Annotated in this window: 17 protein-coding genes; 12 read left to right on the top strand and 5 right to left on the bottom strand. The window is 36.7% G+C overall.

The window, feature by feature from the left end:
• Positions 1 to 125: 125 nt before the first annotated feature.
• The 6 genes from MHI08_RS08840 (at position 126) to MHI08_RS08815 (ending at position 7,097) form a co-directional block, all read left to right on the top strand.
• On the top strand, positions 126 to 1,094 hold the full coding sequence (locus MHI08_RS08840) for an AraC family transcriptional regulator (RefSeq protein WP_056766627.1): 969 nt from the start codon (positions 126 to 128) through the stop codon (positions 1,092 to 1,094).
• A 139-nt stretch (positions 1,095 to 1,233) separates the two neighbouring features.
• A complete protein-coding gene (gene rhaB / locus MHI08_RS08835) occupies positions 1,234 to 2,652 on the top strand; it encodes a rhamnulokinase (protein WP_056766625.1) in 1,419 nt (472 codons plus the stop codon).
• 21 nt (positions 2,653 to 2,673) lie between these two features.
• On the top strand, positions 2,674 to 3,942 hold the full coding sequence (gene rhaA, locus MHI08_RS08830; RefSeq protein WP_342500166.1) for an L-rhamnose isomerase: 1,269 nt from the start codon (positions 2,674 to 2,676) through the stop codon (positions 3,940 to 3,942).
• Positions 3,943 to 4,222: 280 nt separating this feature from the next.
• Positions 4,223 to 4,939: a (Fe-S)-binding protein gene (locus tag MHI08_RS08825; protein WP_342500165.1), complete on the top strand. Its 717-nt coding sequence runs from the start codon at positions 4,223 to 4,225 to the stop codon at positions 4,937 to 4,939.
• 20 nt (positions 4,940 to 4,959) lie between these two features.
• Positions 4,960 to 6,384 carry a LutB/LldF family L-lactate oxidation iron-sulfur protein gene (locus MHI08_RS08820; protein ID WP_342500164.1) on the top strand — a complete coding sequence of 475 codons (1,425 nt, stop codon included), beginning with the start codon at positions 4,960 to 4,962 and terminating at the stop codon, positions 6,382 to 6,384.
• Positions 6,384 to 7,097, top strand: coding sequence for a lactate utilization protein C (locus MHI08_RS08815; protein WP_056766617.1), 714 nt, complete (start codon positions 6,384 to 6,386; stop codon positions 7,095 to 7,097). Before MHI08_RS08820 ends, MHI08_RS08815 begins: the two co-directional genes overlap by 1 nt.
• 119 nt (positions 7,098 to 7,216) lie before the next feature.
• Here MHI08_RS08815 and MHI08_RS08810 read toward each other — a convergent pair whose 3' ends face one another.
• From MHI08_RS08810 to MHI08_RS08800, 3 genes are all read right to left on the bottom strand, one after another.
• Complete coding sequence (locus tag MHI08_RS08810) at positions 7,217 to 8,488, bottom strand: MFS transporter (RefSeq protein ID WP_056766615.1); 1,272 nt, start codon at positions 8,486 to 8,488, stop codon at positions 7,217 to 7,219.
• A gap of 85 nt (positions 8,489 to 8,573) precedes the next feature.
• The gene (gene rhaM / locus MHI08_RS08805) at positions 8,574 to 8,888 is read right to left on the bottom strand and encodes an L-rhamnose mutarotase (RefSeq protein ID WP_056766886.1); all 315 of its coding nucleotides are present in this window, start codon (positions 8,886 to 8,888) and stop codon (positions 8,574 to 8,576) included.
• Positions 8,889 to 9,217: 329 nt separating this feature from the next.
• Positions 9,218 to 10,000, bottom strand: a complete 783-nt coding sequence (locus MHI08_RS08800; RefSeq protein ID WP_056766613.1) for a DeoR/GlpR family DNA-binding transcription regulator — start codon at positions 9,998 to 10,000, stop codon at positions 9,218 to 9,220.
• 363 nt (positions 10,001 to 10,363) lie between these two features.
• Here MHI08_RS08800 and rhaD point away from each other — a divergent pair, with 363 nt between their 5' ends.
• On the top strand, positions 10,364 to 11,200 hold the full coding sequence (gene rhaD, locus MHI08_RS08795) for a rhamnulose-1-phosphate aldolase (RefSeq protein WP_056766611.1): 837 nt from the start codon (positions 10,364 to 10,366) through the stop codon (positions 11,198 to 11,200).
• A 41-nt stretch (positions 11,201 to 11,241) separates the two neighbouring features.
• On the top strand, positions 11,242 to 12,708 hold the full coding sequence (gene aldA, locus MHI08_RS08790) for an aldehyde dehydrogenase (protein ID WP_056766610.1): 1,467 nt from the start codon (positions 11,242 to 11,244) through the stop codon (positions 12,706 to 12,708).
• A gap of 127 nt (positions 12,709 to 12,835) precedes the next feature.
• Here the strand turns inward: aldA and MHI08_RS08785 are convergent, their stop codons facing one another.
• The gene (locus tag MHI08_RS08785) at positions 12,836 to 13,177 is read right to left on the bottom strand and encodes a helix-turn-helix domain-containing protein (RefSeq protein WP_056766608.1); all 342 of its coding nucleotides are present in this window, start codon (positions 13,175 to 13,177) and stop codon (positions 12,836 to 12,838) included.
• Positions 13,178 to 13,299: 122 nt separating this feature from the next.
• Here MHI08_RS08785 and MHI08_RS08780 point away from each other — a divergent pair, with 122 nt between their 5' ends.
• Complete coding sequence (locus MHI08_RS08780) at positions 13,300 to 13,881, top strand: NAD(P)H-dependent oxidoreductase (RefSeq protein WP_056766607.1); 582 nt, start codon at positions 13,300 to 13,302, stop codon at positions 13,879 to 13,881.
• Positions 13,882 to 14,109: 228 nt separating this feature from the next.
• On the opposite strand, the gene MHI08_RS08775 is transcribed toward MHI08_RS08780, so the two are convergent.
• The gene (locus tag MHI08_RS08775) at positions 14,110 to 14,679 is read right to left on the bottom strand and encodes a sugar O-acetyltransferase (protein WP_024427095.1); all 570 of its coding nucleotides are present in this window, start codon (positions 14,677 to 14,679) and stop codon (positions 14,110 to 14,112) included.
• Between the two features lie 225 nt (positions 14,680 to 14,904).
• Here MHI08_RS08775 and MHI08_RS08770 point away from each other — a divergent pair, with 225 nt between their 5' ends.
• From MHI08_RS08770 to MHI08_RS08760, 3 genes are all read left to right on the top strand, one after another.
• Positions 14,905 to 16,086 (top strand): MFS transporter, encoded by a 1,182-nt coding sequence (locus MHI08_RS08770; RefSeq protein ID WP_248350617.1) that lies wholly within the window; start codon positions 14,905 to 14,907, stop codon positions 16,084 to 16,086.
• Positions 16,087 to 16,270: 184 nt separating this feature from the next.
• Positions 16,271 to 16,606 carry a hypothetical protein gene (locus MHI08_RS08765; RefSeq protein WP_024425150.1) on the top strand — a complete coding sequence of 112 codons (336 nt, stop codon included), beginning with the start codon at positions 16,271 to 16,273 and terminating at the stop codon, positions 16,604 to 16,606.
• Positions 16,607 to 16,649: 43 nt separating this feature from the next.
• On the top strand, positions 16,650 to 16,775 hold the full coding sequence (locus MHI08_RS08760; RefSeq protein ID WP_254966705.1) for a hypothetical protein: 126 nt from the start codon (positions 16,650 to 16,652) through the stop codon (positions 16,773 to 16,775).
• Positions 16,776 to 16,798: the final 23 nt, after the last annotated feature.

Below are 16,798 nucleotides of genomic sequence, written 5' to 3'. Positions count from 1 at the left end.
CTACTTTAGATAGTCTTTTTTTTAAAAGCATGGAGTTAGACTCTATAAAAGAAAGAAGGTATGTGGGCTTTGGTTGAAGAAGTCTAATAAACAATAAAGTAAGATTATAAACAAAGGAGAAACCTATGCAACATGATCTTCTGAATCAATTATTAAAGATAACAGATGAAGAGGAACTGATTCTACAAAACAGAAGAGAGATAAATAAAGACATTTATACCAATCAGTCTAATTTTATTATAGAAAGTCAAAAATTTCTCAATCAAGAGAGTATGATTACGGTTCGAAAACATACACGCTTTGTGGATTTTCCTAAACATAAACACGACTACATTGAGATTAATTATGTTTACAATGGAGAGTATAACCAAAAAGTAGGGAATCAAAGAATAAATTTGCAACAAGGGGAGCTGTTATTTTTAAACCAGCATATTGAGCATGAAACTCAAGCTTGTGCAGAAGAAGACATTATTATTAATTTTATCATTTTACCTCATTTTTTTGATTTTATCTTTTCGTTTTTAACGACTGAAAATAGAATTAGTAATTTCTTAATTAACAGTTTATATAACAGTACTCAAAATGGACAATTCCTTTACTTTAAAGTTTCAGAAGTAGAAAGCATTCAAGAATTAATAAAAAAAATTATGATTGAAATTATGTCTCCTGCTTTTATGTCTGAATCCACCATTAAATTGTATATGGGTCTTTTAATGGTGGAGTTAATTAAACACGCTGATAAGGCCGAACATACAGAAGACAATCCTGTACAACATTATTTAATTGTTGAATCATTAAAGTATATTGATGAACATTTCCAGCGTGCATCACTGAATGAATTAGCCACAAAATTAAGCCAGCCCGCTTATGCTTTAAGTAAAGAGATTAAAAAAGCTACCAGCTTTACATTTAAAGAATTACTTCAAGAAAAACGTTTAAATAAAGCGAAAGAGTTACTGGAAAGTACAGATATGCCAATTGCCTCTGTTATAGATCAAGTTGGATATGATAATGTAAGTTATTTCTATCGGATTTTTAAAAACAAATATCATCAGACACCAAAGCAATTCAGAGAACACTTAGCAAAAAAATAAGATGCTGCTAAATGTTCTTTTTTATTTTAAACAATTGCAAATAAGGACAATAAATAAATCATTTTAGACATTATTTTCTCCTTTTAGCTGGCTTAATATAAAGACATAAGCAAACGCTTTCATGCAAAGGGTGATTAAAATGAAGAAATGTTGTTTAGCAGTTGATATTGGTGCTTCTAGTGGAAGATTAATAGCGGGTCATCTTGAAGATGAACGTTTAAATCTAAAAGAAATCCACCGTTTCGAGAATAAAATGGTCCAAAAAAATGGCCAGTTTTGCTGGGAGCTTGATCGATTATTTGAAGAAATAAAAAAGGGAATTCATCAATGTAGTGAAATGGGATTATCTCCAGAAAGTATCGGTGTTGATACATGGGCTGTAGACTTTGTTTTACTAGATGAATGGAACAAACCTTTAACAGATTTTGTTGCCTATCGCGATTCGAGAACAGACGGGATGATGGATGAGGTTTTTAAAACATTCATGAAGGAACGTCTGTATCTAGAGACAGGAATTCAATTTCAAAAATTTAATACGATTTATCAACTTTATTCAATCAAACAAAATCATCCGGAGATTTTAGAAAATGCAAAATCTTTTCTAATGGTTCCTGACTATTTTCATTATTTATTAACAGGAAAAAAGGCAAACGAATACACAAATGCCACTTCAACTCAGCTGGTTAATGCTTTCACAAAGAAATGGGATCATGAAATATTAGATCAACTAGGCATGAACAAAGAAATGTTCCAAGATATTCATCCCCCCAAAACAGTGTTGGGTACATTGACTGAAGATTTAATAGAGGAATTCGGCTTTAATATGAAGGTTATTCTCCCAGCCACTCACGATACTGGTTCAGCTGTCATTTCGGTTCCTGAGCAGGAAGAAACAATCTATATTAGTTCAGGAACGTGGTCTTTAGTTGGTGTAGAAAATCATTTTCCAATATGTATTACAAAAGCTTTAGATTACAATTTCACCAATGAGGGCGGCATTGATTATCGCTATAGATTTTTAAAGAATATTATGGGGCTTTGGATGATACAAGAAGTGAAAAGAAATTATAAAAATCAATTTTCTTTTGCAGAGTTGGTCGTCTTAGCTAATCAGGCTCAAACATTTAAATCCATCGTTAATGTAGATGATCCACGGTTTTTAAAGCCAGAAAATATGATTCAAGAGATTCAAAGTTATTGTCAAGAAACAAACCAGCCAATTCCATCTAGACCTGGAGAAGTAGCAAAATGTGTGTTTGACAGTTTAGTATGCAGCTACCAGCAAGCCATTAATCAAATTGAAGAAATTTTTGAAAGAACATTCAATCAAATTAATGTGATCGGAGGGGGTTGCCAAAATGAAATGTTAAATCAACTAATTGCTGACGCAACAAAAAAAGAAGTATACGCTGGTCCAGTTGAAGCAACCGCCATTGGAAATATTGTAACGCAGTTAATGGCAGTTGGCGAAATTGAAGATATAAAAGAAGCAAGAACAATCATTAAGAACTCTTTTAAGGTTAAAAAATACACACCTTTAACAGTAACGGCACCGTAAAAAAGAAAGGAAGAATATCACATGACAATAAGAGAAAATTATGAGATTGCGAAAAAAGAATATGAAAAATGGGGAATCAATGTTGATGAAGTATTGGAACAATTAAAAAATGTACCGATTTCCATTCATTGCTGGCAGGGAGATGACATTGCTGGATTTGAAGTAAATAAAGGAGAATTGTCAGGTGGAATTGATGTAACGGGAAATTATCCTGGTAAAGCAACCACACCTCAACAACTAAGAGCAGATTTAGAGAAAGCGTTGTCTTTAATTCCTGGAAAACATCGTGTGAACTTACATGCCATTTATGCGGAAACAAATGGAGAAGTCGTTGAAAGGGATCAATTAGAGCCAAGACACTTTGAAAACTGGGTGAAATGGGCTAAAGATCAAGGTGTAGGCTTAGATTTCAATCCAACATTATTCTCACATGAAAAAGCAGCAGATGGGCTAACGTTGTCTCATCCTGATGAACATATCAGAAATTTTTGGATCAATCATTGTATCGCCAGCCGCAAAATTGGTGAGTATTTTGGTAAAGAATTAGGAACAGCATCCTTAACAAATATTTGGATTCCAGATGGTTATAAAGATATTCCAAGTGATCGACTAACGCCTCGTCAACGGTTAAAAGATTCGTTAGATAAGATTTTTGAAGAAGAGATCAATGAAAACTATAATCTTGATGCCATTGAAAGTAAGTTATTCGGTATTGGTTCTGAATCTTATGTGGTTGGATCGCATGAATTTTATCTTGGATACGCATTAAAGAATAATAAACTATGTTTATTAGATACAGGACATTTCCATCCGACTGAAATGGTATCAAACAAAATTTCATCTATGCTGCTTTACAGTGACAAGCTTGCCCTTCATGTTTCTCGTCCTGTTCGCTGGGACAGTGATCATGTTGTGACGCTGGATGATGAGTTACGTGAAATTGGTCTCGAAATTGTTCGAAATCAAGCATTGGATAAAGTGATGATTGGCCTTGATTTCTTTGATGCAAGTATTAACCGTGTTGCAGCATGGACAATTGGAACAAGAAACATGATTAAATCGTTACTATATGCAATGTTAGTACCAAATGAACATTTAAAAAAGTTACAGGAAGATGGAAACTTTACAGAAAGATTAGCATTAATAGAGGAATTCAAAACATATCCTTTCGGTGCAATCTGGGATTACTATTGTGAAAAAATGAGCGTGCCTTTTAAAGAAACATGGCTAGAAGAAGTGAAACAATATGAGCAAGATGTATTAACAAAAAGAAACCCTGTTTTAGCCTAAAAAATCATGAAAGGCTAACTAGTAAATTTACAAAGAGATACAGTCAGGGGAAGGGTCTAATAGATCAATTCCCCTGTTTATATTACAAGGATTCCTTTTTAGATGAATAGGTTACAACTCAATGTTTTTTCCACTCTACGCGTGCTAATTGAAGGGAATCATATTCATCTCACATGGAGAATACACAATAAAATACTTATGAGAGAAGGGGCCTGCTTTTACTTTTCAGTCATCAGCCGACCAGGTAAATCTAAATATTCGTTAAGAGGAGGTTTTAAAATTGAAAGTGAGCTTATTTATTACATGTTTAATTGATACTTTCCAGCCGAATGTCGGTAAGGCAACAGTTGAGATACTTGAACACCTTGGTTGTGAAGTATCCTTTCCTACATCACAAGTATGTTGTGGCCAGCCCGCCTATAATAGTGGCTATGTTGCCGAAGCCAAGCAAGCAGCGAAAAATATGATCCAAACCTTTGAAGATGCAGAGTATATAGTAACTCCCTCTGGTTCTTGTGCAGCGATGTTCCACGAATATCCACATATATTCAAAGGAGATGTTCAATGGGAGGAGCGAGCAAGGCGTCTTGCTGAGAAAACGTATGAACTAACTCAATTTATCGTAGAGGTGTTAAAGGTTACAGATGTAGGGGCACGTTTAAAAGGGAAAGCGACCTATCATACATCTTGTCATATGACACGTTTGCTAGGTGTGAAGGAAGCACCTTTTACGCTGCTTTCTAATGTAAAAGAATTAGAGGTTGAGCCCCTTCCCAACGCCCAAAATTGCTGTGGATTTGGTGGAACTTTTTCTGTGAAAATGATGCCAATATCTGAACAAATGGTAGACGAAAAGGTAGAAAGTGTTGAACAGACAGGTGCGGACTATTTAATTAGTGCAGATTGTGGATGTTTAATGAATATTGGAGGACGAATAGAACGTTTAGGAAAATCAGCGCGGGTACTGCATATTGCAGAGGTATTAAATAGCCGTTAATTCAAGGGGGGGAACACGACATGAGCATGAAAATTAGTGATAAAAAATTTAATGAACGTATTGATAAAGGAATCCAAGATTCTACGATGCGTGAAGCTGTGTCTACAGCTCAAGAACGCCTGTATACACGTCGTTTGGCAGCTAGTGAAGAGCTTGGGAACTGGGAAGAATGGCGTGATTTAGGGGAGCAAATCCGTCAACACACGCTGGAGAATTTAGATTATTACTTAATGCAATTAAGTGAAAATGTTACAAAACGCGGGGGACATGTCTTTTTTGCGAAAACAAAAGAAGACGCCGCTCAATACATGAAGGAAGTTGCAGAAAAAAAACAAGCCAAGAAAGTCGTGAAATCTAAATCAATGGTAACCGAAGAAATCGAAATGAATAAAACTTTAGAAGACATAGGTTGTGAAGTAGTAGAAAGTGACCTTGGCGAATACATTTTGCAAGTTGATGATCATGAACCACCTTCCCACATCGTAGCGCCGGCTCTTCATATGAAAAAAGAACAAATTCGTGATGTATTTCAAGAAAAACTAGGTTATGGAAAGTCGGAAGATCCTTACGAGATGACAAAATTTGTTCGTAAAATCCTGCGCGAAAAATTTCTTGAAGCAGAAATCGGTGTCACCGGTTGCAACTTTGCCGTTGCAAATACAGGATCAATTTGTTTAGTAACCAATGAAGGAAATGCAGACCTTGTAACTGCTATTCCAAAAACGCAAATCGCTGTAATGGGAATGGAACGTCTTGTACCAACAATGGAGGAGCTGGATGTACTCGTTGGATTGCTTTGCAGAAGTGCAGTAGGGCAAAAGCTAACAAGTTACATTACAACAGTAGGGCCTAAATATGAAGAAGAGGCAGATGGTCCAGAAGAATTTCACCTTGTTGTCGTTGATAACGGCCGTTCTGAAATCTTAGGGTCTGAGTTCCAACAAGTATTACAATGCATCCGTTGTGCGGCATGTATTAATGTATGTCCAGTATATCGTCATGTCGGAGGACATTCTTATGGCTCTATCTATCCGGGGCCAATTGGTGCAGTATTAAGTCCACTATTAGGTGGATATGACGATTATAAAGAACTGCCATATGCATCAACTCTTTGTGCAGCATGTACTGATGCTTGTCCAGTTAAAATTCCGCTACACGAACTACTTTTAAAACATCGTCAAGTAATTGTTGAAAAAGAAGGACGTGCTCCACTCGGTGAGAAACTTGCGATGAAAATGTTTGGAATGGGAGCATCATCTGCTGCTCTATACAAACTAGGTACAAAAATGGCACCTACAGCTATGAAGCCCATTGTATCAGGAAATCGAGTCTCCAAAGGAATTGGCCCATTAAAAAATTGGACTGAAATTCGAGAATTCCCAGCTCCAAGTAAAGAACGTTTTCGAGACTGGTTTGACAATCATAAAAAAGGTGGTGAAAAGTAATGAGAGGAACAGCTCAAAATCAGGAAGTTTTTTTAAATCATGTGGCTAAACAGCTGGGACGGGAAAGACGAATAAGTGGTGTTGTACGTCCAGAGTGGAAGAATAACGTAAATTGGGATGTAATGAAAGGTTATACAGAAAAGGAGTTAATCGCTACGTTCACAGAGCACTGCAGCAAAATTCATACTACTGTTTTTGAAACAACAAAAGATCACTTAGCTGAAGCTTTAAAGAAAATTGTTGCTGAACATGGCGGGGGCCCTGTAATGACAGCCCAAGATTCACGTTTCAAAGAATATGGCTTAACAGATTTACTTGAAAAAGAATGGCCGGAAGAAAATATAGAGGTACATGTATGGGATTCAAAAAAAGGACGTGAAGCGAATCATTCCCTCGCCGAAAAAGCCAATTTTGGTATTACATTCAGTGACTATGCACTTGCTGAGTCAGGAACAATTGTTGTAAAAACTCATGAGGGACAAGGGCGGGCACTTCACTTTTTGCCGACTGTCTATGTCACGATTATCCCGCGTGAAACGATTGTGGCACGTATTACACAGGCTGTTTCTGACCTAAACCAACGTGTGGAAAAGGGAGAGGCTGTTGCTTCTTGTATTCACTTTATTTCGGGACCAAGTAATTCTGCAGATATCGAAATGAATTTGGTCGTGGGTGTGCATGGACCTTTAAAAGCTTTTTATTTTATTGTGTAAGGTTGGTTGATATAAAAAATAGAGCTTCCATTTGGAATCTCTATTTTTTATTGTAGTAAGGAGAGCAGGGGGGAGGCAGAAAAATAGCCAAGCTTCTCAAAGAAAGCTTGGCTATTTTTTTAAGCGCTGTATCGTTCCTTTTCAATTTCTTTTAATGATTTTCCTCTTGTTTCTGGCGCCATGACTAATCCAATAATTGCAGCAATTACAAGAAACCCAATCATAATAGAACCTGATATTTTAAATCCTAATGTAGAAATCATCGTTGGAATCACAAGTGATATAAGGCCAACGGCTACACGCGCTGTACAAAAAAGGAATCCTTGTGCCTTTGCACGGTATTTTGTATGAAATAACTCACTTGACCAAAGACCATAAAAAGCTTGAGCACCAAAACCAGCTGCAGTTCCCCATAATATTACAAATATAAGCAGTTCAGTCATGCCCATTCCGCCGTACGTAAGAGTAGCCCAAGCAGCAATCCCCATTGCCGCTCCTATGCCATACAATACACGTCTGTTCACTTTATCACCTAGTTTAATAAAGACAAAGTACGTTCCTAAAACGGTCAAAATCCATAAAAACGCTTGTAATAAATTTGCTTGTGATGATGAAAGCCCTCCAACGGTCTGATAAATATACGGCATGAAGTATCCCATTACACCAGCTACTAAGTTCCAGAAGCAATAGATCCCTAGTAATAAAATAATGGCATGACGGTTTGCTTTGATTGTGAATAATTCTTTGACTGGACTTTTTAATTTTTCACCATTTGCTTTTTGATTCACTTCTTTTTGTTTTTCTTCTTCCCATATTTTTGATTCACTAATTTGTTGTTGCATAATCCAAGTAATTAAAGCGATTACAAATAATTGACCAAAAATAATTCGGCTTCCTAAAAGACCTAATGGGGCCAAGGCGACAGAGAGGAGTAACGAAATAGCTGGACCAACCGACCACGCTAACTGTCCCCATCCTACACGAGATGCACGTTCATTTTCAGGCGCTTCTTCTGCTATATACGTCCAAGCAGCTGGAATGGCAGCTCCTACGGCTACTCCAGTAATAATGTATCCAGCTAACAACATGGGGAAGTTAAAAGACAACATCGTTAATAAGACACCAAACATATAGACCAATAAATCGTATTTATAAATTAACTTTCGGCCATATTTATCAACCAGAACGCCTCCTATGAGGGCTCCTGCAGCTGAAGCAAATCCATTAGCACTCAGCGCTCCTAATAATCCCAGTTTAAAATCATTTAAGTTTAAATATTCCATCCAGAGTGTCAGGCCGCCAGCAGCAGCTACGATGGATGCTGCCTCCAAATAATTTGACATTGCTACAGTAATAGTAGACTTTAATCCGCCTTTTGCATTACCAGCCATATTTAAATCTCCTCTCAAGTACCTTCAAACGATGATACATCCGTTTGAATGCCTGTATTTTCGCTGTCTTTGTTTTCCTAAAAAATTATGCTAAGTAAAACAATTCATTTAAATCTACAGAGCGTGGACTGTTATCTGAATTTGTCTCCATGATAGGCGCCATGTAATCCCACCATTTTTTACAAATATCACTTTTAGCCATCTGGTTCCATCTATCTTCATTTTCGATTTCCAAATAAGCAAACAATTGACCACTTTCTTTTTCTAAGAAAATAGAATAGTTATGAGCACCATGCTGTTTTAATGCCTCAACCATTTCCGGCCATATTTCATCATGTCGACGTTTGTATTCATCAAATTGATCCTTGTGTACAAACATAATACTGGCTTTTCTTATCATCTCTCTCGCTCCTTGTACTGTAGAATAAATGAAAAAAATAAAGAAAGCGTTTGCAAAAAGCAATTTAATCTTCACAATAAATTGATTTTTTCCCCTGATTTCTGCAAAATCTTTATTTTTCTTTGTTTATATGGTCATATTATTATAAAAACAAAAATAAAACAACATTTTTTTATTATTGGTTTTTGTTAATGTTGATTACGAGAGGGGTTCATCATAAATAAGGCAAGGTAAAATTGTGGATATAGAAAAAGACAAACCTAGATAGGTTTGTCTTGAACACGTATATACACAGAAAAGGAGAGACCTTAATCTTCTATTTGGATTGACTATGAAGCAGATTCACTCATCAAGGCTACAGAAGTAACATTAATATTTTTATCACGTAAAATGGCATGTGCATCATTGCTTAGTTTATCGTCAACAATAATGCGGCTAATATCACTTAATGAAGAGATATGAGAAAATTCACGGTATCCAAACTTACTAGAGTCGACCATTAAAATGGTTTCATGTGACCGTTCAATCATTTTTCTTTTTAAGAGAGCCTGCCACTCATTTGAATCACTTAAACCGCTATTTAAGTCGATACCCTTACAAGATAAGAACACTTTATTCACATGATAATTTTCCAGTGAGCGCTCTGCTAGAGGTCCTACGTAGGATAACGATTTAGGAAGGAGGAGACCTCCTGTTGAGATCACCTGAATTTTTTCTTTCTTACTTAATTCTATGGCCACCTTAATGGAGTTGGTGATAACAGTCAAAGGAATATTCGGAAGGATTTTTGACATGTACCATGCAGTGGTACTTGCGTCAAGGATAATACGGTCGCCTTCTTCAACTTGCTTCACAGCTTCACGTGCAATCACTTTCTTTTCTAATACATTCGTAATTTCTCGCTCTGAAAAATCAACTTCTGATTCTTTTTCCTCAATACTAACTGCTCCGCCGTGGCTTCGCCGCAACTTATTTTCTTTCTCTAATTTTTCAAGATCACGGCGAATCGTTTCATCTGTCACAGAAAAAATTTCGCTTAATTCTGAAACACGAATGCTGGATCGTAAATTAACTAAATCTACTATTTTTTGATGTCTTTCAGCTAATAACATGTGTAACTTCCTTTCGCTTTTAATGAATAAAAGAAAAACAGCATAAAATTGCCTATAAGGTTGTTGTTTTGTTTTTATTTTTGTTTGTTTTCATCATAACATACTTATAACTTCAAAAAAATGATCTTAAACAGCAGCAAGGTTTAGTATTTAACGCGAATGAAATAGCATTGTATCAATCATAAAATAACCACTTATATCACAATCAAAACAAACATAAACAAAGATAAAATGTTTGTTTGTGTTGACTTAATGTGTTTCTCAAAGTAATATGAGGATGTAAACGCTTTTGCATGAGTTTATCAAAAGAATAATTTTTATTTAGAAAGATATATATCAATGAAAACAAGGGAGAAGATGGAGATGAAAGACCTTTTGACAAAGAAAAATATACTAAAAGCACCTTTCCTTCAAGAAATGACCAAAACGACAGCAAACCTATATCGCTTAGGTTGGGATGAACGAAATGGCGGGAATATTAGTTATTTATTAAAAGAGGACGAAGTAGCAGAGTACCTTGACGTTCATGATGTAAAACGAACGGTGCCGATGATTTTTGATGGCACTGAGTTAGCAGGGAAATATTTTATTGTGACGGGTTCGGGGAAATATTTTAAAAATGTAATAGATGATCCAGCCGCTAACCTTGGTATTATTCGTATAACTGAAGATGGCAAATCGCTTGATATTTTATGGGGGTTAGAAGAGGGAGGCGTTCCAACAAGTGAGCTTCCATCACATTTAATGAGCCATATTGAAAGATTAAAAGCAGATCCAAACCATCGTGTGATCATGCACTGTCATGCAACAAACCTTATAGGTATGACATTCACACACAGCTTGGATGAAGTAGCATTTACAAAAACTTTATGGCAGATGTGTACCGAATGCATTGTTGTATTCCCAGAAGGAATTGGTATTATTCCATGGATGGTTCCAGGAACTGATTCAATTGGAGAAGCTACAGCTGCAAAAATGAAAGATGTTCGTTCAGTTATTTGGCCACACCACGGAATTTTTGGTGCTGGAACTACAATGGATGAGACATTTGGGTTAATTGAAACAGCTGAAAAAGCTGCGGAAGTATACACAGTTGTATGTGCACAAGGAAGCGTGAAACAAACCATTACAGATCAACAGCTTCAAGACTTGGCAGATGCATTTGGTGTTGTGCCAAGACAAGGAGTTTTAAATCTATAAAAATAGTCTTTCCTACAATCCAATATTAGGAGGTTTCAGTAATGAACTCACAAACCAATGTTAAACAATTTCAAATGTACATTAATGGAGAATTTGTAAATGCTAGCTCGGGCGAAGTGATACAGGTGTTAAATCCGGCAACTGAAAAAGTGATTTCAGAAGTGCCAAGTTGTTCTAAAGAAGAGGTTCAAGAAGCGATTGAGTGTGCAGAAGCTGCACAAAAAGAATGGAAAAAGAAACCGGCTGCTGAGCGTGCAAAGTATTTAACACGTTTAGCTGAAGAAATTCGAAAAAATAGAGATTTTCTTGCACGCGTCATCTCAGAAGAACAAGGAAAAGTACTTGCTCTCTCTACTACAGAAGTTGATTTTACTGCTGACTACATTGATTATATGGCAGGTTCAGCAAGGACGTACGAAGGGGAAATTCTTCAAAGTGACAGACCAAATGAAAATATAATGATCTTTAAAGAGCCAATCGGGGTTGTCGCTGGCTTTTTACCATGGAATTTCCCATTCTTCCTTGTAGCGAGAAAGGCTGCGCCTGCATTGGTAACAGGGAATACCATTGTCATTAAACCTAGTAGTGATACGCCAAATAATGCAATAGAATTTGCAAAATTAGTAGATAAAGTGGGTATTCCAAAAGGGGTATTCAATCTTGTAACAGGGCGCGGGGGTACAGTGGGAGACGAACTTGCTTCAAATGAAAAGATTGGTTTAGTCAGTTTAACAGGGAGCGTGGATGCAGGTGTAAGTGTCATGAAAGCTGCAGCTCAAAATGTAACAAAAGTCAGTCTAGAGCTTGGCGGTAAAGCACCAGCTATTGTAGCAGAAGATGCAGACATAGATTTAGCCGTGAAAGCAATTGTCGACTCACGTATCATTAATACGGGACAAGTATGTAACTGTGCTGAACGCGTGTATGTTCATGAAAGTATCGCCGATCCATTTATCAAAAAAATTGTCACATCAATGAAAAATGTGAAATATGGCAATCCTCTCGAAGATGAAGGTTTAGATATGGGACCACTTACAAATAAGCAAGCAATAGAATCAATTGAAGCGATGGTAAACCGAGCTATTGAAGAAGGGGCCCAAGTGTTAACTGGTGGAAAACGTGCAGATGTGACACCTGGATATTACTATGAACCAACGGTCCTCGTGAATGTAAAACAAGATTCAGAAATTGTACAGGAAGAAGTATTTGGACCGGTTCTCCCAATTATGACGTTTAAAGATTTAGATGAAGCAATTGAGCTTGCGAATGATTGCCAATATGGATTAACATCATCTATCTTTACACAGAATTTAGATACAGCGATGCGTGCTGCAAATGAGTTACTATTTGGAGAAACGTACATTAACCGTGAAAACTTTGAAGCCATTCAGGGATTCCACGCAGGTCGTAAGAAATCTGGAATTGGCGGAGCAGATGGTAAACATGGTTTAGAAGAATTTTTACAAACTCATGTTGTTTATTTGCAGCATAACTCAAACAAAAAATAAGAGAAAGACAACTTAATATTCCATGAGATTTATCAATGTTCTAAGAGTATCTCAAGAGAGATGCTCTTTTTCTTGACTGAATGTACAATCCCTTTTGCCTAAAAGTACAATTTCACTCAACGTCTAACTATTTTTTCATTTGTTCTTCTCCCCAATAGCAAATCGCATCTAATACAGGGATCAATGATAATCCCTTTTCCGATAAACTATATTCTACTTTTGGAGGCACTTGAGGATATTCTTTACGATTAATTAACTGATCTGCTTCAAGCTCTTTTAGTGTATTGGTTAATGTTTTAAAAGAGATTGCCCCAAGCATTCGTTTCAACTGATTATAGCGAATAGGCGCATTGTTTGCATATAAAGCATACAGTACCGTCATCTTATATTTCCCACCAATTAATGATAAAGTGTACCCAAATCCAGTTTCTTTTAGATCAACATGAGCTGTAAAGGATTCTTTGGTCATTTTACACTCTCCTTTAGGTTAGTATCGCACTTTAATTACCGTACTTGTAGTACGTTATAGCATACAATAAAATGAATGTACATCAAAATATGATGAAAATAACAAAAAAGGGTGAATGAATCATGAAAACAATTGTCTATGCACATCCTTGGGATGGAAGCTATAATCATGCCATTTTGACTTCCATTACAGAAAATCTAGAAACAAAGAGAGAACCATTTCAAGTGATCGATTTATATAAAGATGGGTTTAATCCCGTTTTTTCAGCTGAGGAATTGAAGTATTTTCATAAAGGAGAAACGCCTGATCAATTAGTTAAGGATTATCAAAAGAAATTAAGTCAGTCAACTGAATTAATATTTATATTTCCTGTCTGGTGGTGGGATTTACCTGCAATTTTAAAAGGATTTATTGATAAAGTCATGTTAAGAGGTTTCGCATTCTTGGAAGATAAAAACACTGGGGCTTTAAAAGGTTTATTGACAAATATTAAAAAAACAACCGTGATCTCAACATCTACAACAGATAAGGATTATATAGAATCTGAAGGTGGGAATGCGATTCAAAGCGTTTTTATTAACAGAACTCTTGCTGACTTGGGAATTAAAAACGAAGACACCAAATGGATTCATTTTTCGAGAGTTAACTTAACAACAGATGAAAAGAGGAAAGTATTTTTAAACGAAATATCCCAACGTATTTAATTTACTGTAGCAGCCAATAAGGAAAGGCACAACCTTTACGACTGATCTAATTTATTGAGAAGGTGGTAGAGGTTGTGAAATTAAATATCGACACTCAAATATGTATTCTCATTTCTTAGTTTACATAATATATATTCTAGGAAGTTAAACAAACATTGAATTTCTCTTGTCTCAAAATTAAGTATACTTATCTTATTGAGACAAAATAGGAAAAATCAAAATCCAACGTTATTCGCCAGATTTTGATTCATCAAGATATTTAATGATTTTCGCAGGATTTCCGCCAACCACCACATTTGCTGGAACATTTTTTGTCACAACGGCACCAGATGCAATGACAGCATTGTCGCCAATTGTGACACCTGGATTAATAATAGCACCGCCGCCAATCCATACATGGTTTCCAATGGTGACTGGTTTGCCGAATTCAATGCCTTTTGCACGTTCTATCGGGTCAAGCGGGTGTCCAGCCGTATAAATATGTACATTCGGACCTAATAAACAGTGATGTCCAATGGTAATTTTGCAAACGTCTAATAACACTGCATCAAAATTTGCAAAAAAATGCTCACCAATCTCAATATTGTATCCGTAATCGCACTGCAGTCTTCCTTCAAAAACGACATCATTTCCGCAAGCGCCTAATAATTCCTTTAAAATGGATGTTCTTTTTTCTTGCTGATTGGTTTGCTGATATGCGTATGTCAATTGTCTCGCTCTTTCACGATCTGCGATCAGTGTTTGGTCACTAGATACATAATGTTCTCCTTGGATCATTTTTTCCTTTTCACTTTTCATGTTGATCTCCTCCTCCCTTCTATTTAAATTGATGTGATATGATTACATCCTACCGCCCCGTTTATGTTTATTTTACCTTCTCATCATAAGAATTGGAAAGGAATGATTTCTTTTGACTAGAATTGACCTTGTTCCTCCAGCAAGTTATTTACGAATCAGCAAGTCTCATTTATAATCGAGTAGATTTGTTCAATAACATATATATCTTTAATTGTGAGGGATTAGATGGAATTAAAGTGGTATAAAGCAATTATTGTGATCTTTACGATGTCTGGGATCTCCATTTCTACATGGTTTTCACGGACACCGGAAGTGAGAGATTTATTACAAGCAAACACAGGAACAATGGGACTTATTTTACTCGGTTTATCCGTTGGTTCAATTGTTGGGCTTGTTCTTTCAAATGTATTCATCCGCAAAAAAGGCGGCCGAGTGGCGATTGTGATCAGTGCTTTTTTGATGTTCCTTGGATTTACTACTCTTGCCATTGGTTCAACACTCTCTTCTATCTTTGTCGTCACTTCTGGTCTTTTTCTTTTTGGCGCAGGCTCTGGCATGTGCAATGTAGCGATGAACTTAGAAGGAACAGAGATTGAGTACAGCATCAAGAAAACCATTCTGCCTATATTGCATGCTTCCTTTAGCATTGGGACTTTAATTGGAGCAGGTGCTGGTATTCTTTTTATCCATTTAGGGGTTTCTGTATTGATACACCTTCTCGCTATTGCCCTTCTGCTTTTCCTCAGCATATTGATTTGTACACGGTTTATTCCGCACGGGACAGGAAAGGATCAGCATGAGAAACAGTCCGATACAGTTGAGCCTACTCAAACGGCATGGCTGAACAAACGAACGATATCTCTTGCGATGATCGCCTTATGTCTTGCGTTTGTCGAAGGCTCCGCCAATGATTGGATTCCACTTGCAATGGTGGATGGCTACCAAGTTTCACATTCCATGAGTACGGTCATCTATGCTTTGTTTTTGTGCGGCATGATTAGCGGCAGACTGATCAGCGGACGTTTGATCGATCGCTTTGGCAGAGTATTATTGCTAAGAGTTGCGATTTTATCAGCAGCTGCCGGCCTATTCTTAGTCATTTTGAAGATTTCACTTGTTGTATGTATGATATCAATCTTTTTATGGGGACTTGGCGCATCTTTAGGCTTTCCGCTAACTATTTCTGCAGCAGGCGATGATAGCCGGTACGCTGTCAAACGCGTTAGTATTGTGACCTTATCTGGTTACACAGCCTCCCTTTCCGGTCCTCCTATTTTAGGGCTGCTTGCCAATCAGGTTGGACTGCTTCATGCCTTTATCTTTGTTCTAATTGCCATATGTATTGCAGGAATCTTTACTAAAGCTGTAGCAAAACCACATTCATTACAAGCGACTAAAAGTGTCTGATCCTTGATCATGGCACTTTTTTTAAATTTAAAAAATAAAATTGAAACCTTTCATGAAGTGAAACAGTCCTATAGATGTCGTGATGTTTATCGCTTTTTTAATGAGGGAAAGTAAAAAAATAAGACTTTTCAAATAACTGAAAACGTGGTAAGATCATGAAAATAACCAGGAAGGGGTGAGAAAAATGAAAAAAAATATGCTATTAAAATTAGGTGTTTTATGCATAGCACTTGCAAGTTTTCATTTGTTCTCAATGCCTCATTCCGTTCAGGTATACCATCATGCTAAGGTGGTTGCCGATCAAGAATCACATGAAATGAAAATCGTCCAGACAATGGGCGATGAAAAGAAACAAAAACATGTGAACGCAGTATTTGCCGCATTTACAGCACTGCTGATTATTGGCAGTATGACAGCTGGATTTGCACGCATCACTCATACTGATCGATTTGACCGGAAAAAGAAGCATTTACTTGCAGTGTTCTATCAATCTTCTTATTTCCGACAAGCTCGTGTTTAACCCAACCATCTAAATCAAAACAAAAATTGGGAGGTTTTACACGATGTTATTTTTCTTAAGAATTTTCATTCTAGGTCTTTTCTCTGTCACTTCACTTTCTCTTTTCGTCTACCAAGGAATTGAAGTAGTGCACGCCATTACAAGCATGTTTGGCAACCACGAGAGCTAAATGACCCGTATATAAAAGAAACC

The organism is Bacillus sp. FSL M7-0791, from assembly GCF_038627085.1.
Taxonomy (GTDB): domain Bacteria; phylum Bacillota; class Bacilli; order Bacillales; family Bacillaceae; genus Bacillus; species Bacillus safensis.
This window is presented reverse-complemented; position numbering and strand designations above follow the sequence as displayed.